Here is a 19,097-nt window from a genome sequence, read left to right on the forward strand (position 1 = left end):
TACCATGTGCCTGTCATGGGTCACAGCGCGAGCCTCAGGCCGGCCGCATGAATGCCAAAATGGCGTCAGCCGCCCGCTCTCCCGCTCGACGGTCCGTCATCGAGAACGTTTCTGCCGCCGCGGCCTCCTGACGTTCCTTGAACGCGTCCGGATGGGCGATCACCCGATCAAGCGCTGCGGGAAGAGCATCGAACCCGCCGATCACCTCTCCAAGGGCCCAGTGTCCGTAGTCCGGTGAGGCCTGCCAGCCAGACTTGTGGGTGTTGAAAAAGATGGCAGGTCGCGGCCTTTGAATCCATTCATAAATTTGACTCGATACGTCACCCAGATAGATGTCGGCAGACTGCACATAGCTCATGTCGATCAACCGATCGCTTCCTGTGTCGATCAGCATCCCGGCGTTATCGCGAAGGTGCCTCGGCAAACGGGGCCGTAGTCTCGCTTTTCGGTGGATAATCGAGGTGTGAAGCAGTCGCTTGAACAGCATCACATGGGGGGCGAAGATCAGATTGAAGCGATCCTGGACTGCGAACCATTCCAGCACTTTTCTGCCTAGCGAATACCAGGACGACAGCAGCGGGTTGAAATGTGGGTTGTAAAGGACTGTCGGCCTGTCGTTGTCAAAGAAACGCGCGGGCGGCCTGAGGTTTAGCTGATCGAATTTCGGATATCCGACGATCGCATGATTGGATTCCGTCACCAACCCCAAGGCGAGCATCCGGCCCCGCACCTTTCGTCCAGACAGAAGCACTAAATCAAAGCTCTTGGTCGCGGGCTGGAATCCGGCCGCACCATCACCCGCGCCATGCGGAACATAAATTAATTTTGGAGCGGTCAGCCCGAACCGCGTCTTCAGCAATGTCGAGGTCGTCTCCGGTACAATCAGCGCATCGAATTGCCTGAACAGGTCGAGATTCTCCCGGAGGATTGCGATTCGCTTAAAGGGTGCGACATGACGAAGAAGGTGGTCCGCCGCGCGGCTTGCCGCGCTGATCCGCAGACTTCTGAAGTGGACAGTTACATTCGGCGGAATAAGTGCTTGCGCTACCGCACGTTGCGCCTCGCTCGACGTCAAAATCTCGACATCGATGCCTCGCTTCGCAAGTGCTGCCGCGATGGGAATGGTATGCGGCACCTGATGGCTTGCATCGTGGTTATATAGAAAGCCGATCCTCATCGCCGAAAGACATTCGCACGTTTCAAACGCTGCCGTATGATTCCATCAACGCGCCCCAGCTTGCCATGGAGCGAGACGTCCATGCGCTTGACATCGATCAGGGTCACCGATCCAGCCGTCGCGAGCGTATGCAGGCCTTCCGTGAAAGGTGCCATCCATGGTGGCGCGACGAGCATTTCGCCAACGGTCGCCGAAAATTGCGTTTCATCGAGACAATCAATCTCCAGGATGCAAATCGCGGCGCCGTAAGTCGCGCGACAATCCTGCACGGGAAGATTGATGACGCCGTTCCTCGCGAACGGCGTACCTCCGGGGCGGGTGCTGGAAAGATCGATGCGTACTGGATTGAGCGGGTGCAGTTTCCATGGACCCGTCAAGCTATCCGACCACGCCACATGAAGATGGCTCTTTTTGGCGAGCTTGCTATGTGAGGGGGCATAGAACAGCCACCACTTTTCCCCGTAGAAAAATGGTGTCGCGTCGATTGCCGGACCATCCAGCGGAACCTCGCAGACGGGTTCCCATTCGAACGGAAACCGCCGGGCTCGATACAGAGTCAAGGCCCCAGATTGGAACGCCTCAGGAAGCATCCAGATTTCACCATCCGCCTCAAAAACGAAGGGATAGGACAGATGCCAGGGCGTTTTCAAAACCGTGCGGCATTCCAGCAAATTCAGGTCACGATCAAAAATAAGGAGATCGATATGCCCAACACGGTCGCGGTAGTCGAAGGCCTCGGCAAAAACGTGGAGGTGTCCGCCACGCCACAATGCGAAGGGATCGGCTCGAAAGGAACCCGGTGGCATATCCGGAAGCCAGACGACCGAGGACGCGTCGATGCCGCCGCGCAGGATCACCTCGGCGGGCTGCTTCACGATCGCGCATCGCCAGATGTCCATCGGTCGGAGCATCGGCATCTTATAGGGCGAGCGAAGATGACATGGCTACAAGCGCTCATGCTCGCGCAGGAACTCCATGATCGCCTTCGCGGCACGGCGGGACGCGCCCGGACTGCGGTCACCCAGGGACGCAGCCGCCATCGCCACCTGCCTCTCCAGATAGATGGGGTGCCGCGCCTTTGCCGCGCGGATCGCGGGCATGAGCTGCTCCGGCTCGGTGATGACATCGCCAAGATGCCAATGCGCGTAGCTCGGGTTAGTCTCCCACGCAATCCGGTGAGGATTGAGGAAGATGCAAGGCCGCGGCTCGATGAGAAATTCGTAGATTTGACTACTGATATCAGCCACATAAATGTCGGCGGCCCGTGTGTAGCTCATATCGACGGAATGGTCGGATCCGGTATCCACGATGACATTTGCCGAGCTTCGCGCTTCCCATTTCGCACGGAGCCGCCGGCTGCGACGCCGGAAGAATTTAACATGCGGCGCCACGATGAGATTGTAGTCATCGGACGCCGTAAACTCCGCAAGCATCGGTTCTATGAAGGTGTCCCAGGATCGCAACCCAGGCGTGATATGAGAATTATAGAGCACGGTCGGACGTTTCACAGCGAAAAAGGTGTCTTGAGCGTCGTAGAGCAAATTAGCGGTTTCGAGCTTCACCAGACCAATCGCGCGATGATTGTCCGGACGAACGTAACCTGATTCCATCATGCGCGTTGCCGACTTCGGCCCGGGCAGGAGCACCAGGTCGAAGTGTTTTGCCCGGCCGGAAAATCCTACAATTCCATCACCCGCCCCATGCGGCAGGTAGATCTTCCTGGGTCGATCAGCAGCGTTGGATGTCTCGAATAGTCTGTAAGCGGTGTCTTCCACCGAAACGACCGCGTCATACTGTGCGAATGCACGTTCGTTTGATCGGTAGACGGTGTATTTGAGAAATCCAAAGATCTTGAGTCTCTGAACAAATGTCGTAAACAGACTGCGCTTCATACGAATATAGTTCATGGGCGCCGCGCTGTACAGCACCCTTATGCGGTCCAGATGATAAACAGAATCCGGGTCGTTATAGTAGATCGCCACTCGGACATCGGCCATCTTGGCCATTGCAAAAGCCACAGAGGCCCCATGATAGCACTGGTAGGGTTCTGCTACGAAGACGAACGCTATCTTCTTCATCTCAACCAGCCGACCGCTTTAGAGACCGAGCCTCTCTCCATCGGCGTCGCAACACGCCTTGAATGCGGACCGCCTCCCCGTAGAAAGACGCCTCTGTCCGCTTGACGTCGATCAGCGTGACCGGGCCCGCGGAGGCGAGCGTATGCAAACCCTCCGTGAACGGCGCCATCCAGGAGGGCGCACTCACACCCGCACGATCCGTCGCCACGAATCCTGTCCCGTCCAAAGTCTCGATTGAAAGGACGCGAATGGCGCCGCCATAGGTTAATCGGCAGTCCTGAACGGGCAGAATGATCGCGCCGCCCCAAACCATCGGTCTGCCGCCCGGACGAGCACTCGCCAGATCGGCACGCACGGGATTGAGCGGATGAAGGTGCCAGGGGCCGGTCAGCCTATCGGACCACGCCACGTGAAGGTTGCTGCGACGAGCCAAAGCATCGTGAGAGGGCGAATAGAACAGCCACCACCTGCCGCCGTGCCAAAGAGGCGTTGCATCGATCGCCGGGCTGTCGAGCGGGATTGAGTAGACCGCCTCCCAGTCGTCCGGAAAAGAACGCGCGCGATACAGGGTCAGCGTACCCGATTTATAGGCCTCGGGCAGCATCCATGTGTCGCCCTCGGCCTCGAAGACGAATGGATAAGAGAGGTGCCAAGGCGTTCTTAGAATCGGCCTGGTTTCGAGAAATTTGAGATCGCCATCGTAAACGAGCAGATCAATATGGCCGATCCGGGTCCGGTAATCGAATGCCTCGGCAAACACATAGAGGCGCCCATCCCGCCATAGCGCGAAGGGGTCCGCCCAGAAGGTAAATGGGGGCGTATCCGGAAACCAGATTGCAGAGCCTGGGCTAACGCCGTCGCGGACAATCTCCTCCGCCGTCTGCTTCACGATCGCGCACCGCCAAATGTCCAGTGGCCGCGGCATACGACCTCCCTCGTCAACATCACCTTATAGAGGCGGCGAACCACACCTGACCAGAAGCCCCGATCGTATAGGGCGAGGATCGAGAGGACGTTGACGACCAGCCTAAGCTCCGGAAGGAGAAGAGTTACGCCTCTGCGCGGGGCAGGTCCATCACCTCAGTAGAAGAACACCTGCAAACGAGACCAGCCTGAAGATTCGCGTTTGCCCAACCACATCCGACTTGGTTTGAAAGGCGAAATGTCACTCGCGCAATGGCATCGCGATGGGCCGCATTGGCGAGCCGGTAGCGCCCGCCAACTTTATGCAAGCGCCAATAAAAGCAAATTCAAAGACCGCATTGGCGCTCAATTCATCGAGCTGGGCCATCTCCAAGATAGGCACCCCGGCCTCTGCTAACAAATAACAATGAACCGGAAGATAGTTTCCCGGCTCAGTGGACGGAACTTGCTCCAACGTCAAATTATCCGCTCCGATCATAACCGCGCCCCCTTTGCAAAGATACTCCGCCCCTTCGCGCGTGAGCCCAGGAGTATTGGCGCAAAACGCTGCAGCATCGAGCCAATGCTTCATCTGTCCAGTACGGAGAAGCACCACATCTCCTGGACGTAGCTCTGTCTTCTGATGCTTGAGGCAGTTCTCCAAGTCCTTCGCGCCGATGCCGTAGCTAGGAGGGAGGACGTCGAGTCCGTGCATGCTTGCGATATCCAGCATGATCCCCCGCGCCACTACCGGAGGATGTTTCTCCGCGCCGCATTTGTTCCAGCCGCGGCTGCCAAGATTATCATCGATAGTGTAATTGTTCCATATCCGTCCCCTAAACCCAAAATGGTTGAGCGCATCAATATGGGTGCCGCAATGGGTATACATGGAGACCGCATCGCCTGAATAAGCTACCAGATCGTTTGTAGCGTCGTCCTGCTTCATGGAATTCCAGACATTTTCTCCGGGTGGAGTATGGGTCATCCAGATCTGATAGGAAGGATCGCCAGCGGCCGTCCAACTCGGCATCCCGACGAAGTTATCTACTGAAAGATCGTAAACATGGGAGGCATCCGCCCGCCGCATGATTGCATCACGAGACGCGCCATCGATGAGATTGAGCATCCCTACTTCATCTGTTGGCCCGAAAGGGCTCGTCGAGACTTGCCGAAAACTCGCGTTCCATGCCGCGATCTTTAGCTTCATGGCTTCGTTAACAATCTGCGGTGAGCACATGTTACATCCTATCGATCGACTGTGACTTGGAGAGATCTAATGCAACGTGATGAGCTAAATTCCAGACGAACCGGATCAGAATCGCGGGTCATTTACTACACAATCTCTTCGCCTCGCGCAAATTCGCACGACGGGACTACCGCCAGAATCACTTTGACGTTGCGCAGGTTGAGCATCAGATATTTGCACCAGAGCCTGCGCCGGAAGCCTCAGCTCGTCGGAGATCCGGCTTGCGCCTGCACCGGATCCGAAGGACGCGCTCTTCCGGCAGCGGGATGAAATCCTTGTCGCCACCGGGGACCTTCGCGAAGCGGCCTGCTTTCCAATCCGCTTTACCCTGCTCAATCCGTTCGCGCGACGAAGGGACAAAGTTCCAGAACAAATGGCGCGGCCCGTCCATCACCGCGCCACCCAGCAACAGCAGCCGGGCCCCCCTCAGCCCCGCGCGCAGTGCGATGCTGTCATTGGCTCGGAACAACGGCATGCGGCTGGTGTCGAAGTAAACGCCGGCGATTTCGACGCCGCCCTCCACGACATAGGCCGCGCGTTCCTCATGGCTGTCCGGCATCGGCAGGACTGCGCCCGGCTGCAAGCACGGCATCGGCGTAGAACAATTCCGACGGCGTGAGGACCGGCGCGCGCAGGCCCCAGCCATAGCCAGCGATCAGCCGTAGCTTGGCACCGCCATTCTCAATGACTGGCAGGGCATCCGCCCCGTGGTGGAGAAAGCCAGGCGCCACCTCCTTATGCTGCCGTGGCAGGGCCACCCAGGACTGGATGCCGAACAGCCGGTTCGAATGCCCCGGGCGCTCTTCGCCGTCCGCTCAGAATGGGCGATACCTTGCCCCGCCGTCATCCAATTGACGTCGCCGGGCACGATCGACTGGTCGGAGCCAAGGCTGTCGCGGTGCTGGATCGCGCCATCGAATAAGTAGGTTACGGTGGACAGCCCGATATGGGGGTGCGGCCGCACGTCCAGCCCCTTGCCGGTCAGGAACTCGCCAGGCCCCATCTGGTCGAAGAAGATGAAGGGGCGACCATCTGCCGCTGCCTGGCCGGGAGTGCGCGCCGCACCTCGAATCCGCCGATATCGTGGGCTCGTGGGAGGATCACGTTTTCCATGCAGGCCGGCATCGTCTCGTTTGGGCCGGTTTCGCCGCTCATCATATTTGTCCTTTCAACTTTGGCGGCTCGAACTCGCGGGCGCCGACGTGGGCGCGCGCTGGCAGCCGCTCACAAATCATTGGATGCCGCATGTCAATGATTTCGTGCTGGTCTTCAATGATCTCCATATTGCCATGACTGCTGCCCGCGTCGGCGGACTCGCCGAACGTCTCCTCAGCCGTCCGACACCGCGCGTAACCCAAACGCATGCGCGAATAACAATGATTGCCGCTCGTTAGTCCCTAGCGATGCTCCATAGCGCCGGCAAATACGGTAAAGCGGGCCACACGGACCCCGGCCAGTAGGCAGCCTGTTGCGCCAGTGGAGCATCCCACCAAGATCGAAACTGCCGACTTGTGCATCGACTTTGACGGCGTGACTGCGGTCGGCTCCGGCCTCTCGACGTGTCCAGACCAGGGAGCGCTCCGCCACATTTCAAGCCGCGACGGCCCAGTCCTGTGCGGCCGCGATGACGGTGACCGTTACTGTCACCACGCGCTCGACCTCGCTCGGTCCGAAGTCCAGCAGCGCCTGCCCATCTGTCCAGCGCCAGCAGGCGCCGCCCTGCCGCTCGATCGCGTGGAAACCCAAGGCCAGGCGATGATCCGCGAGATCCAGCGCCACCCCGTCGAGCGTCACCTCCGCGACGACCGCCCCCAATCGGCGCTGGTCGCCGGGCGCCTTGGCGGCGACCGAAGCCAGGCGGAGGAGACCGCCGCCTGCCCGCAGCACGGCGGAGTGCTTACCCTCGGTTTCGAGCCACAAAGTCCACGCGGCCGCCGCACCGTGACCGAGGGTGATCGCGCGGCCTTCCAGCCGCGCCCGAATGACGGCGAGGTTAGGGCCGCCTTCCACCAGGGGCGCCCAAGCCTGCGTCTGCCACGCCTCGGAAGCGAGATCGGGCTCCAGATCCGCATGGAGATCGACCGCGCCCGGAGCATTGGCGAACATTCCCCGATTGCCCGTATCGAGCCAGCTCTCAGCCGCTGCCCCCTCCGCCAGCAGCAGGTCGTGATGCGGCAGTTCGACATGGTAGTAGGTGATCGCCGCCATGCTGGTGTCGCGGGTAGCCGATCCGCCGCGCAACATCGTCGTGCTGGTCGAGGACTTGTTGGAGTTTATGACGCTGGAAACAGCGTTGTCCTAGCCGAACATCTGGTGCGCTCGGCTGGGGTCGCGTGGCTCGGCCAGCAAGCGATTGCGGCCGGGACAATCACAATGCCGGTTACCTTGCTGCCCCGGCGTCGGAGCTCGCCCTGATCCCCATGCGGACCGGGGGCTGCGATTTTCGGGCGCTGAACCGGACCCTCGATATGTGCCACCTCGCTAGCAAGCGACCCTGCCTGCTGCTGAACGTCATGAGGTCGGGGGGCGAGTCGCGCCGAAAAGGACGCCCGCGAGGCTTTGGCTGACTAGGCGCGGGATATCGCCCCGATGGTTATGCACAACCGCGCTGCCTATGCGACCGCCAGCATCACTGCCCGCTCCGTCCAGGAAACCGAGCCGGATAGCGCCGCTACCGAGGAGATCGCCGTCCTCTACAAATGGGGTTCGGGACAACTTGTGTTGGTACAATGAAGCAACATCACAAAACGACAGCTCCACAACGCAAGAGAAAGACCGCCGCATGAGCCGCGCCTCCCTAAAAGACCTTGCCTACCGGTCTGCGCCCGCGCCCGTTGCTGCCGCAATCGAACCGGCCAAAGTAGCAGAGTCTGGCGCCCCGGCTTACCGCACCGCCCAGACGAGGACCGATACGCGCCAAGTGCCCGGGCGTTCCAAGGCGGATGTCGCCCAACCCTCAAGCTGATCGCGGTCGAGCAGGACCGGGATATTCAGGAGATCCTGGCCGAAGCCCTAAACATGGTGTTCGAGCGCTGCGGCAAGCCGGTCCGCACCAGTTTTCGGACTTTGACCATGACGTGGGCCGGGCTCAGGCGAGAGGCTTGGCCATGTAGACCCGCCGCAACCCTTTCTTCTCCGCCCTATGCGTTTCGGAGTAGCCTAAGCGGGAGTAGAACTCGATGTTCTCGATCATGGTCTCGTTCGTGTAGAGCCTGATCGAACGAAAGCCTGCAGTAATCGCGGTGCGTTCGGCGAACTCCAGCATCCTGCGACCCAGGCCCGAACCTTGCGCGCCAGGACAAACAGCGATGTTGTCCAGGAGCACCGCATCATCTTGCGGGATGAGCACGAGAATGCCGCGCACGACGCTATCACGCTCCACGACGTGGACGCGGCCCTCTTCGATGAGAATGCGATAGTCATCAAGCATCGGTCCTGGCTCCCGACCGATACGGGAGACGTAATGAGAGTATGCGGTTTGGACGATCTCCTCGACGGCCAGGAGATCGCCGCAGGTGGCTAGCCGAGGTTCCTGCTTCATAGCGCCATGCTGCCGCAATCGGAGCTTCGAGTGAATGCCCGCTCCAGGTCCGTATTGGCGGTAGCTGGGCGGCTGGTCGCGGCCAGCGCGCAGGATGACCTGGCCGTTTAGTCCCGGATCGTGGTGCTTAATCATACGACAAATTGCGGAGGGAGGAGCTATGGGCCAAGTGCTCCACGGCTGCGCCAAGACGACGCACGTTGTCTGAGGACGACCGCCAGCAACCGAAGCCGGCGGCCGCTGTTAAGGGCATCCGACATGAAGTCGAGCGACCATCGTTGGTTTGGCGCCTTCGGCAAGACCATCGGCGATCGCGTGCCCAGCGCCCGCTTCCGGCCGCCGCGCTTGCGAACGACGAGCTTCTCCTGGCGGCGGAGCCGGAACAGCCGCTTGTGGTTCAGCGCGATGCCTTCCCGCGCCAACAGGATGCGCAGCCGCCGGTAGCCGATCCGCCGCCGCTCTGCCGCCAACGCCCGCAGCCGCTGCCGCTGCCGCTGCCGGACCTGCGTGTCGTCCGGTCGTCGGCTCGCATAGCGGAACGTCTTGGGTTCAATGCCAACAAGCGCGCACGCCCGCCGCCGCGAGTAGCCCCAAGCGCTGGATCAACCAGCGCCTCCTCTCCCGACGCTAGTCATGCCGAGACGCCCCCTGTTAACGTCTCTAACGACGCTGACGCACCCACCCCACATAGCGACGCCCTTCTCGCTGATTATCCAGCTCGCGCCGACTCGTTCATCAGCATGTCGAGGGCGATGAGAACCTTTATCTGAAGGCCATCGATCGTCTGGGGGCGAAGGGCCATAAACGCGCCGGCGCCCGTCCAGTAGCGAGCACTGATGTCCAGCCAGACGGGCCGGTTCCATCGATCCTGCAGCGCGGCCATTGCGGCGCATAGACGCAATAGACCGCTGTCAGGACCGGCCTCCCACCCGAAGCGATATCGGAAACCGGGGACGCCTATCCATGGGTGAATAAACCCTGACCGACAGCTGCCAGTCGTCTAGAACTCCCGCGACCGGAAGTTTGTCGATTGTTGCCCCAGATATTGGCCCGAGATTTCTCTAAGCATCGAGGAGCGTCGATGACGTGCTCTATTCCGTTGATAACCCTGGCTCCCGGAGTAGGACTCGAACCTACGACCGAGCGATTAACAGTCGCTTGCTCTACCAACTGAGCTATCCGGGACCATCGGGCGCGCGGTCTATAGCGGAGCAACTTCGGGCGCGCAACGCCGTCTAGACGCAGGCGCACCACAGACGGCAAAGACGCTTTCTCCCGAGGCCGGGCGCGTGCTAGAGCCGGCGCGGCGCGAGAGTGGCGGAACGGTAGACGCAGTCGGCTCAAAATCGACCGGCGCAAGCCATGGGGGTTCGAGTCCCCCCTCTCGCACCAATACCCTTCGCCGTGACCGCCGACGATGCCGCCCGCCCGTTCCAACCACGGCGGCTAAACGCCCCAATCCCGCCGCGCCAGCGCGATGATGCGATGCGCCTCGTGCCAGAGGGCGTAGGGTTCCAGGGCATCGAGCCTCGCCCAAACCACCGCCGCCGCGTCCGACAGGGCAACCGGCTCGCCGCCCGTCCAGAGCGTCGCGAAGTCGAGGATGGTGTAGTGGTAGCGGACCCGCCCCGCCTCATCGCGATGGATGCTGTCCACCGCGCCGGCGAGCCGCATCTCGCCCACGGTCAGGCCCGTCTCCTCAAGCAGCTCCCGCCTTGCCGCCTCCTCCGCCGTCTCGCCGAGTTCCTGGCCGCCGCCGGGAAGGCCCCAGGCGCCCATCATCGGGGCGCGGCCTCGGCGGATGAGGAGCACCTCGTCCGGCGGCTTCAGAACGACGATGCCGATGCCGACCAGCGGGCGGGCCGGGTATTCGCGGCCGCTCATCCGGCGTGCAGCCGTGCCAGGCCGTCCTCCTTGCCGAAGATCGCGAGCAGGCGGCCGGCGGCGAGGCCGCGCGCGCTGACCAGCCGGGAGTCGCGCTCCAGCAGCACGGCGGCATCCTTGTTGGCGATCTCGCGCAGATCATCCGCGCCCGGCACATCGGCCAGACGATAGCCGGGAAGGCCGGACTGCCGCGTGCCGGTCGCCTCGCCGGAGCCGCGCAGCCGGAAGTCGGCATCGGCGATGAGGAAGCCGTCCTGCGTGTCGCGCAGCAAGGTCAGGCGCTCACGGGCGATGGGGTTGAGCTCGTCCTCATGCAGCAGAAGACAGAAACTATCGGCGGTGCCGCGACCGACGCGGCCGCGCAGCTGATGGAGCTGGGCGAGGCCGAAGCGCTCGGCATGTTCGATGACCATGACGGTGGCCTCGGGCACATCCACGCCGACCTCGACCACGGTCGTCGCCACCAGCAGACGGATGCGTCCCGCCGCGAAATCGGCGAGCACCGCCTCGCGCACCCGCGTCTCCTGCCGGCCATGGGCGAGGCCGACCACATCGCCGAAACGGGAGCGCAGCAGGGCGAAGCGCTCCTCGGCGGCGGCGACATCGAGCACCTCGCTTTCGGAGACCAGCGGGCAGACCCAGTAGATGCGGGCGGTGCCGTCCAGCGCGCGGGCGAGGGCGCGGATCACCTCGGGCATGGCGGCGGTCGGGTGTATGGTGGTTCGGAGCGGACCACGGCCGCGCGGCTTCTCGGTGAGGCGGCTGACTTCCATCTCGGCCCATTGGGTCAGCAGCAAGGTGCGGGGTATGGGGGTCGCGGTCATCACCAGGACATCGGTGCCGTCGCCTTTGTCGCCGAGGCTGATGCGCTGCTTGACACCGAAACGGTGCTGCTCGTCGATCACCGCGAGGCCGAGATCCTGGAAGGTGACCGATGCCTGAAACAGCGCGTGGGTGCCGATGACGATGGGCAGGCTGCCATCCGCCAGCCCCGCCAGCACCTCTCGCCGCGCCGAGGGAGAGACGGAGCCGGTGAGCAAGCCGACCGGGACGGGGGATAGCGCCGAGAGGGTGCGGTAGTGTTGCTGTGCCAGAAGCTCGGTCGGGGCCATCATGGCGGATTGGGTTCCGGCCTCGGCGGCGCGCAGCATGGCGAGCAGGGCTACCAGCGTCTTGCCGGAGCCGACATCACCTTGGAGCAGGCGCAGCATCGGGCGGCGCTCCCCCATGTCGCGGTCGATTTCGGCGAGGGCCTGGTGCTGGGAGGGCGTGGGCTCGAAGCCGAAGCGGCGCAGCGCCTCCGCTCGCCAGTGACCGTCGCCGGTCAGCGAGCGGCCGGGCCGCGCCCGCATTGCCTGTCTGCCAAGGGCGAGCGAGAGCTGTTCGGCGAAAAGCTCGTCATAGGCGAGGCGGCGGCGGCCACTTTCCCGCTCGGGCGCCTTGTCCTCGGCGGACGGGCATTGCACCAGCCGGAGGGCGGTCGCGAAACCGGGCCAGCGCTCGCGGGCAACGAGGGGCGGGTCGATCCATTCGGGGAGTTGCGGGAGACGCCGCATGGCATCGTTCATGGCGCGGCCGATCACCCGGTTGGTGACGCCGGCGGTGAGCGGCCAGACCGGCTCGATCGCCGGCATTTCCCCCGCGCGCTCCTCGGGCAGCACATAATCGGGATGCGGCAGGGTCAGCTTGTTGCCGAAGGCTTCCAGCTTGCCGGAGACCACCAGCTTGGCGCCCACCGGCATCTGTGACAGACGCGCCTGGTGAAACAACACAATATCCGCGAAGGCGGTACCGTCGGTCACGATGACCCGCCAAGGCTGGTTGCGGCCCTGCGGCGCGTCGTGCCGCATGACCTGCACAGCCAGGGTCACCACCCTGCCCGGCCTCGCGGCCTTCAGGCTTGGCCGTTCGCGGCGGTCGATGTAGCTGTCGGGCATGTGGAGGAGCAGATCCAGCACCTCAGCGCCGCCCAGCAAACGCTTCAGCGGATCGGCCAGTCGCGGGCCTATGCCGGCGAGGCTGGTCAGCGGCGCGCGAATTTGTGCCAGCGTCTGGGCGGCAGGCGGCTGACACCGGCCGGGTCGGTCAGTATAGGACGCCTTATCCATGACCGAGCCTCAACCTGACCTCGAGACGCGCCGCCGGCGGCTCCTGTTTCGCGCCACTCATCGTGGAACCCATGAGAACGATCTGTTGATCGGCGGTTTCGTGGCGCCCCGGCTCGCCGGCTTCTCGGAGGCCGAGGTGAGCGCGCTGGAGACTCTACTCGACCTGCCCGATCCCGATCTGGCCGAGTGGCTGACGCGGCGTCAACCCATCCCCGTGGCGCATGATCATCCCATGCTCCGCGCCATGGTGGAAGCCGCCGGGAAATGAGCCTCCTCACCGTCTATGGCGCGCCCGAGGGATGGGATGCCGCCCTGCTCATCCGCCGGCTGCTGGAAAGCGACGCGCCGCTGATCCATGTCGCGCGCGATGACGCCCGACTGGCGCGGATGGCAGACGCCCTCGCCTTCTTCGCGCCCGAGCGCCCGGTGCTGCGTTTTCCGGCCTGGGACTGCCTGCCCTACGACCGGGTTTCGCCCAATCCCGCCATCGTCTCCGAGCGTATCGCGACGCTGGCGCGGCTGGCGGCGGGCGGGCTGGGTCAGGGCGTGGTGCTCACCACGGTCAATGCGCTGGTGCAGCGGGTGCCGCCGCGCGGGATGTTTCGCGGCTCCAGCCTTTCGCTGAAGCCGGGGGGCGTCGTGCAGCCCGAGGTGCTCGCGACCTATCTCGAAGCGCATGGTTATGCGCGGGCGGCGACGGTGATGGAGCCGGGCGAGTTCGCCATGCGCGGGGGCATCGTCGACCTGTTCCCCGCCGGCGAGCCCGAGCCGATCCGGCTCGACCTGTTCGGCGACAGCATCGAGAGCATGCGGCGCTTCGACCCCAATACGCAGCGCAGCGGCGAGGCGGTGAAGGGCCTCGAACTGCATCCCGTGTCCGAGGTGCCGCTGGATCCCGAGAGCGTCGCGCGGTTCCGCACGGCCTGGCGCGAGATCTTCGGCCAGGCGGCGGCGGACGACCCGCTCTACCACTCGATCTCCGACCGGCGGCGGCATCCGGGCATGGAGCATTGGGTGCCGTTGTTCCATGACGCCATGGAAACGCTGCTCGACTACCTGCCCGGCGCCACCATCTCGCTCGACCATCAGGCGGAGGAGGTGCTGGAGTCCCGGCTGGAGATGATCGCCGACCACTTCCAGGCGCGGCAGGTGCCGCCACGGGATGGCGAGACGCCGTATCGTCCCCTGCCCTCCGAGCGGCTTTACCTCGACCGTGCCGAATGGGACGGGATGCTGGCGCAGACCACCGCCTTCGCCTTCAGCCCGTTCGCCAAACCGGACGGCAGCGCCGCCGGCGTCGATGGCGGCGGCCGTCCCGCTCCGATCTTCGCGCCGGGTGGCGAGTTGCAGCCCGATCTCTTCGACAAGCTGCGTGAGAGCCAGGAGAAATGGGCGAAGGACAAGAAGCGGCTGGTCGTCGCGGCCTGGACGGACGGCTCGCGCGAGCGCCTCGGCGCGCTGCTGCGCGAGCATGGCTTCGATCGCGTGGGCGTCGCCGCCGATGCCGATGCGGTGCGTGCCTTGCCGCAGGGCACGGTGGCGCTTGTCACGCTTGGGCTCGAGCGTGGTTTCATCGGCGACCGCATCGCGGTGGTGGGCGAACAGGATTTGCTCGGCCGGCGCATCAGCCGTCCGCCGCGCAAGCGCAAGCGCGCTGACCAGTTCATCGCGGAAGCCACCGACATCGCCGAGGGCGATCTGGTGGTGCATGAGGATCACGGCATCGGACGCTATGACGGGCTCGTCACCATCAAGGTGAACGAGGCGCCGCATGACTGTCTGCGGCTGCTGTACGATGGCGGCGACAAGCTGTTCCTGCCGGTCGAGAATATCGAGATCCTGTCGCGCTTCGGCGCCGAGACCGGCGGCGTGGCGCTCGACAAGCTCGGCGGCGTGTCCTGGCAGAATCGCAAGGCCAAGGCCAAGAGCCGGATCCGCGACATGGCGGCCGGTCTCATCCGCATTGCCGCCGAACGGCGGTTGCACGAGGCCGCCAGCCTCGCCCCGGCCGAGGGCATGTGGGACGAATTCTGCGCCCGCTTTCCCTTCATGGAGACCGAGGACCAGAGCCGCGCCATTGCCGATGTGCTGGAGGATATGGCCGCCGGCCGGCCGATGGATCGCCTGATCTGCGGCGATGTCGGCTTCGGCAAGACGGAAGTGGCGCTGCGGGCCGCTTTCGTCGCGGCCCTGTCGGGCAGTCAGGTCGCGGTCGTGGTGCCGACGACTTTGCTCGCGCGCCAGCATTTCCGCGTGTTCTCGGCGCGCTTCGCCGGGCTGCCGGTGAAGGTCGCGCAGATCTCGCGGATGGTGACGGCCAAGGAAGCGGCGGTGGTGCGGGCCGGTGTGGCCGATGGCTCGATCGATATCGTGGTGGGCACCCACGCGCTGCTCGCCAAGTCGATCACCTTCAACGATCTCGGCCTGGTCATCGTCGATGAGGAACAGCATTTCGGCGTCGCGCATAAGGAACGGCTTAAGTCGCTGAAAGCCGACGTGCATGTGTTGACGCTGACCGCGACGCCTATTCCGCGCACGCTGCAGCTTGCCCTTACCGGGGTGCGCGAGATGAGCATCATCGCGACGCCGCCCGTGGATAGGCTGGCGGTGCGGACCTTCATCATGCCGTTCGACGGGCTGGTGATCCGCGAAGCGATCCAGCGCGAGCGGTTCCGTGGCGGCCAGATCTTCTGCGTGGTTCCGCGCGTCGAGGATCTCGACCGCATGGGTAAGCGCTTGTCGGAAATCGTGCCGGATGTCCGGGTCGCGATGGCGCATGGGCGGCTGGCGCCCACCGAACTCGAACGCGTCATGACCGAGTTCGGCGACGGCAAGTATGACGTGCTGCTCTCGACCAATATCGTCGAGAGCGGACTCGATATGCCGGCGGTCAATACGCTGATCATTCATCGCGCGGACATGTTCGGGCTCGGCCAGCTATATCAGCTACGCGGGCGCGTCGGGCGCGGGAAGCAGCGCGGCTACGCTTATCTGACCTGGCCAGCGAACCACCGGCTGTCGCCGGCGGCGGAGAAGCGGCTGGATGTGATGCAGACGCTGGATACGCTAGGCGCGGGCTTTACCCTCGCTTCCCACGACCTCGACATTCGCGGCGCCGGCAATCTGCTGGGCGACGAGCAGAGCGGACATATCCGCGAGGTCGGCATCGAGCTGTATCAGCAGATGCTGGAGGATGCGGTCGCCGACCTGCGGGCCGAGCGCGGCAAGCGGCGGGCGTCCGAGCGGGATTGGACGCCGACGATTGGGCTGGGGCTGCCGGTGCTCATCCCCGAGACCTTCGTGAAGGATCTGCCGGTCCGGCTTGGGCTGTATCGCCGCATCGGCGCGCTGTCCTCGCCCGAGGAAACCGAGGCGATGGCGGCGGAGCTAGTGGACCGCTTCGGGCCGCTGCCCGAGGAGGTCGAGAACCTGCTCCAGGTGATGACGCTCAAGCGGGTTTGCCGGGAGGCCGGGGTGGAGAAGCTGGAGGCTGGGCCGAAGGGGATGGTGCTGACCTTCCGGGGCAATTCCTTCCGCAATCCGGCGGGGCTCATTCCGTGGATGGGGTCACGCGGCAGCACGATGAAGCTGCGGCCGGATCACAAGCTGGTCGTGCCGGGCGAGATGGATGTCGGGCGGCGGATCAAGGTCGCGAAGGACGTGCTGGGCAATCTGGCGCGGCTCGCGGGAGAGGCGAAGGCGGCCTGAGGGCTGGTGCTGAAACTACCAGCGCCTGCGTGCACCGCCGCCGCCATAACCACCGCCGCCGCGATTGTAGCCGCCGCCAAACTGGCGCGCCTGATAGTCGCGGTTGAGCTGGCCGTATTCCTGGGTGCCCATGGTGGGGCGGCTCGCGGTGCTGGCGTAGTTCTGGCGCGTCGCCGGGGCCTGGGCGTGGTACTGGCGCGCCGAGGTGGATGTCTGGTTGTAGGTGGTGCTGCGCTGAGTCGTCTGGCTGCGCGTGGCCGTGGAGTTGGTCTTGGGCGTGTTGACCGACTGCCAGGACCCATTGTTGTAAGTCTGCCAGCCGCTGTTGGTCTTCTTGTAGGCATTGCCGTTTGCCCCGGCATAGACGTTGCCGCCCGAACCCTTCACGACGGCCGCGTTGTTGCCGTTGGCGCCATGGACCGCCGCGCCCTGAGCGCCATTGCTGGCGTTGAAGGCGCCGGCCGAGCCTCGGCTGTTGCTGGCGCTCGCCGTGTTCACCGTGCCGTTCGGGCCTGACACCGTGCTCGATCCCCAGCGCCCATAGGCGTTGGCGTTCTGCGTCGTGCTGCCCGCGACGCCGTAGCGCGGATTGGCGAAGGACGCATGCGCCGTGCCGCTGCTGCCATTCCAGGCGGCGCTGCCATGGGCATAGGTTCCGGTGCTGGGATTATAGGCGGACCAAGCCCCCGCGCCGCCATAGGGGCCATAGACCGCGCCGCCCCGCGCATAGGCTCCGGTCGCTGGATTGTAGGCGGTGCCGCCGGTGGCCGCTCTTCCATACGGGCCGTAGACAGTGCCGCCGCGCGCCCAGGTGCCGGTGGCGGAGCTGTAATAGACGTTGCCGCCGTAGGAATAGGGATATGGCAGATAGGCCGGAATACGGGCTGCGACGACGACCGGCGGGTAGTAATAGCCGGTGCCGTAAGCCAGGACGCCAGCGGTCACGAAGCCCATCAGATAGCCGGCCGTGTAGCCGTAGGTCACTGCCGCCGGCGTCGAGCTGTAAACCTTCACGTAAGTGACGTTGTACAGCGGGCTCGAGGGCGGGATCGTGTAGATCTCGTTCGGCACGCTGCTCGCCAGCACCCAGGGACCGGTCGGACTGGCCGAGGTAAACCAGGCGCCCTGGTAGCAGACGTAATAGCGGCCGCCGGTCTGGATGACCTGGAAGGTCGTGTTGACGGCATATTGCAGCGCCGTGCCGGGGATCGGCTTGAACTGCGGGGCGCCGACGTAGGTCACTGTCACTTTCGCCGTCTGACGCGACAGCGAGGCCTGCACCGGGATCTGCGCCTTCAGCACCGCCGCCTGGGCCGCCGCCGTGCCGGGAACCGAAGGCAGCAGATTGCCATAGGCGCTGTCCGGCGGCAGCAGCGAGAAATCGGTCGGCAGATTGGGTGTCGCGAAGGTCCAGGGACCGTAGAGCGAGGGGGCCGAAAACCAGCGGCCTGAGACGAGGTAGTAGAGATTCCCGTCGGCCGTGTCCTTGATCAGCGTGGCGCCGGTATTCGTCACCGCTTGCAGCGCCGTGCCGGGTATCGGTTTGAAAGCTGGCGCCCCGGCCGTGACGATGATCTCCGCCGGCTTGGTCGAGACGAAAATGGTCGGAATGCTGGTGCCCGTGAAGGGGCGGCCGGGAACGTTCTTGCGCAGGGTTGCGAAGTTTTCATCGGACGGGATTTGGGAAAAGGCGGCGGGGAGCGCACCGGCGGGCTCATAGGGTCCGGTCGCGGCGGGCGCGATGAGCCAGCTGCCGTTGTTCAGGAGATACCAGGTGCCGCCCGCGTCGGCGTCGTACACCACGTCCCAATTCGTATTGACGGCGAAGGAGAGGCCGGTCGAGCCGATTGGCGCCAAGGTCGGCGAGCCGTCAAAGACCACGAGGCTCGCGGGACGTGCGCTGTAGAAGATCTGCGGTGGCGTGTTGTCGACCGGCACATCCACCGGCTTCTCGTTGAGGCTGAGCAGGATGGTGTTCAGCGGCACTTCCTTCACCGGCATCGTGGAGACGAAAGCCTTGATGCGCGCTTCCAGCTGGACGGCCTGATCGGTGTCGAGCGAGGGGAATTTCGACGAGAGCACTGTCGGGGAGGAGAAGGTCACGAGCTGCGTGTCGAGATCGACCTGGGTCGCACCCTGGAATTCGATCGTGCCGATGATTGCCTGGGTGGCGCCTGGCGGCGTGATGGAAATCGCCGCACGCGCCCGCAGCATCGTCCGGTCGGGCCATTCGATGGCCTGCGGCTCGTAGATGGTGATGGTGGCGCCGTGCACAGTCATGGAATGCGGCCAGCTTGCGACCGGCGAGGGCGCTGTCCCGGCGGATTGTGCGAAGGCCGGTGAGAGCAGCGCGCTGGCTGCTCCGAGGACGGGGATGAGCAGCGCGGAGCGGCGACTAAGGACCACGATCGCTAGCCTCTTTTTTTGGATTTCAACGGTATCCGAAGGGGGC

The 19,097-nt window shown here is 64.0% G+C and carries 15 protein-coding genes, 2 tRNA genes and 3 pseudogenes; 6 read left to right on the forward strand and 14 right to left on the reverse strand.

Annotation, left to right across the window (positions count from 1 at the left end):
• Positions 1-34: 34 nt before the first annotated feature.
• The 6 genes and pseudogenes from GSQ83_RS00725 to GSQ83_RS00750 all read right to left on the reverse strand — a co-directional run bounded on the left by GSQ83_RS00725 (position 35) and on the right by GSQ83_RS00750 (position 6,559).
• Positions 35-1,177 carry a hypothetical protein gene (locus tag GSQ83_RS00725; RefSeq protein WP_158800806.1) on the reverse strand — a complete coding sequence of 381 codons (1,143 nt, stop codon included), beginning with the start codon at positions 1,175-1,177 and terminating at the stop codon, positions 35-37.
• A complete protein-coding gene (locus GSQ83_RS00730; RefSeq protein ID WP_216849850.1) occupies positions 1,174-2,052 on the reverse strand; it encodes a formyl transferase in 879 nt (292 codons plus the stop codon). The genes GSQ83_RS00725 and GSQ83_RS00730 overlap by 4 nt, the downstream gene beginning before the upstream one ends.
• A gap of 69 nt (positions 2,053-2,121) precedes the next feature.
• Positions 2,122-3,255, reverse strand: coding sequence for a CDP-glycerol glycerophosphotransferase family protein (locus GSQ83_RS00735; RefSeq protein WP_158800807.1), 1,134 nt, complete (start codon positions 3,253-3,255; stop codon positions 2,122-2,124).
• Position 3,256: 1 nt separating this feature from the next.
• Positions 3,257-4,144, reverse strand: a complete 888-nt coding sequence (locus tag GSQ83_RS00740) for a formyl transferase (RefSeq protein WP_254065428.1) — start codon at positions 4,142-4,144, stop codon at positions 3,257-3,259.
• Positions 4,145-4,420: 276 nt separating this feature from the next.
• Entirely contained in the window at positions 4,421-5,365 is a 945-nt protein-coding gene (locus tag GSQ83_RS00745) for a cyclase family protein (protein WP_216849851.1), read from the reverse strand.
• 205 nt (positions 5,366-5,570) lie between these two features.
• A pseudogene (locus GSQ83_RS00750) lies at positions 5,571-6,559 on the reverse strand (pirin family protein).
• A gap of 5 nt (positions 6,560-6,564) precedes the next feature.
• On the opposite strand from GSQ83_RS00750, the gene GSQ83_RS00755 reads away from it, so the two are divergent.
• Positions 6,565-6,798, forward strand: coding sequence for a hypothetical protein (locus GSQ83_RS00755; protein WP_158800810.1), 234 nt, complete (start codon positions 6,565-6,567; stop codon positions 6,796-6,798).
• Positions 6,799-6,994: 196 nt separating this feature from the next.
• Here GSQ83_RS00755 and GSQ83_RS00760 read toward each other — a convergent pair whose 3' ends face one another.
• Positions 6,995-7,648, reverse strand: a complete 654-nt coding sequence (locus GSQ83_RS00760; protein WP_158800811.1) for a Hint domain-containing protein — start codon at positions 7,646-7,648, stop codon at positions 6,995-6,997.
• 345 nt (positions 7,649-7,993) lie between these two features.
• On the opposite strand from GSQ83_RS00760, the gene GSQ83_RS00765 reads away from it, so the two are divergent.
• Complete coding sequence (locus GSQ83_RS00765; protein WP_158800812.1) at positions 7,994-8,137, forward strand: hypothetical protein; 144 nt, start codon at positions 7,994-7,996, stop codon at positions 8,135-8,137.
• A gap of 6 nt (positions 8,138-8,143) precedes the next feature.
• Positions 8,144-8,437 (forward strand): annotated as a pseudogene (locus GSQ83_RS30975) (ribbon-helix-helix domain-containing protein); the annotation flags it as partial.
• Positions 8,438-8,492: 55 nt separating this feature from the next.
• Here the strand turns inward: GSQ83_RS30975 and GSQ83_RS00770 are convergent.
• The 4 genes and pseudogenes from GSQ83_RS00770 to GSQ83_RS00785 all read right to left on the reverse strand — a co-directional run bounded on the left by GSQ83_RS00770 (position 8,493) and on the right by GSQ83_RS00785 (position 10,130).
• Entirely contained in the window at positions 8,493-9,080 is a 588-nt protein-coding gene (locus GSQ83_RS00770) for a GNAT family N-acetyltransferase (protein ID WP_216849852.1), read from the reverse strand.
• Between the two features lie 74 nt (positions 9,081-9,154).
• Positions 9,155-9,535, reverse strand: a pseudogene (locus GSQ83_RS00775) (IS3 family transposase); the annotation flags it as partial.
• A 119-nt stretch (positions 9,536-9,654) separates the two neighbouring features.
• Positions 9,655-9,828: a hypothetical protein gene (locus GSQ83_RS00780; RefSeq protein ID WP_158800813.1), complete on the reverse strand. Its 174-nt coding sequence runs from the start codon at positions 9,826-9,828 to the stop codon at positions 9,655-9,657.
• A 226-nt stretch (positions 9,829-10,054) separates the two neighbouring features.
• Positions 10,055-10,130: transfer RNA gene (locus GSQ83_RS00785), tRNA-Asn, on the reverse strand.
• Positions 10,131-10,253: 123 nt separating this feature from the next.
• Between GSQ83_RS00785 and GSQ83_RS00790 the strand changes: the two genes are divergently transcribed.
• Positions 10,254-10,337: transfer RNA gene (locus GSQ83_RS00790), tRNA-Leu, on the forward strand.
• 54 nt (positions 10,338-10,391) lie between these two features.
• Here GSQ83_RS00790 and GSQ83_RS00795 read toward each other — a convergent pair.
• Together GSQ83_RS00795 and recG are read right to left on the reverse strand one after the other, a co-directional pair.
• Positions 10,392-10,829, reverse strand: coding sequence for an NUDIX hydrolase (locus tag GSQ83_RS00795; RefSeq protein WP_158800814.1), 438 nt, complete (start codon positions 10,827-10,829; stop codon positions 10,392-10,394).
• Entirely contained in the window at positions 10,826-12,937 is a 2,112-nt protein-coding gene (gene recG, locus GSQ83_RS00800; protein WP_158800815.1) for an ATP-dependent DNA helicase RecG, read from the reverse strand. The genes GSQ83_RS00795 and recG overlap by 4 nt, the downstream gene beginning before the upstream one ends.
• Here recG and GSQ83_RS00805 point away from each other — a divergent pair.
• Positions 12,936-13,205 carry a succinate dehydrogenase assembly factor 2 gene (locus tag GSQ83_RS00805; RefSeq protein ID WP_158800816.1) on the forward strand — a complete coding sequence of 90 codons (270 nt, stop codon included), beginning with the start codon at positions 12,936-12,938 and terminating at the stop codon, positions 13,203-13,205. The two genes, recG and GSQ83_RS00805, sit on opposite strands and share 2 nt — an antisense overlap.
• Positions 13,202-16,645 (forward strand): transcription-repair coupling factor, encoded by a 3,444-nt coding sequence (gene mfd / locus GSQ83_RS00810; protein ID WP_158800817.1) that lies wholly within the window; start codon positions 13,202-13,204, stop codon positions 16,643-16,645. The genes GSQ83_RS00805 and mfd overlap by 4 nt, the downstream gene beginning before the upstream one ends.
• Positions 16,646-16,660: 15 nt before the next feature.
• On the opposite strand, the gene GSQ83_RS00815 is transcribed toward mfd, so the two are convergent.
• Positions 16,661-19,051 (reverse strand): hypothetical protein, encoded by a 2,391-nt coding sequence (locus GSQ83_RS00815; RefSeq protein WP_158800818.1) that lies wholly within the window; start codon positions 19,049-19,051, stop codon positions 16,661-16,663.
• Positions 19,052-19,097 lie beyond the last annotated feature (46 nt).

Origin of the sequence: Acidisoma sp. L85 (assembly GCF_009765865.1) — a bacterium.
Lineage (GTDB): Bacteria > Pseudomonadota > Alphaproteobacteria > Acetobacterales > Acetobacteraceae > Acidisoma.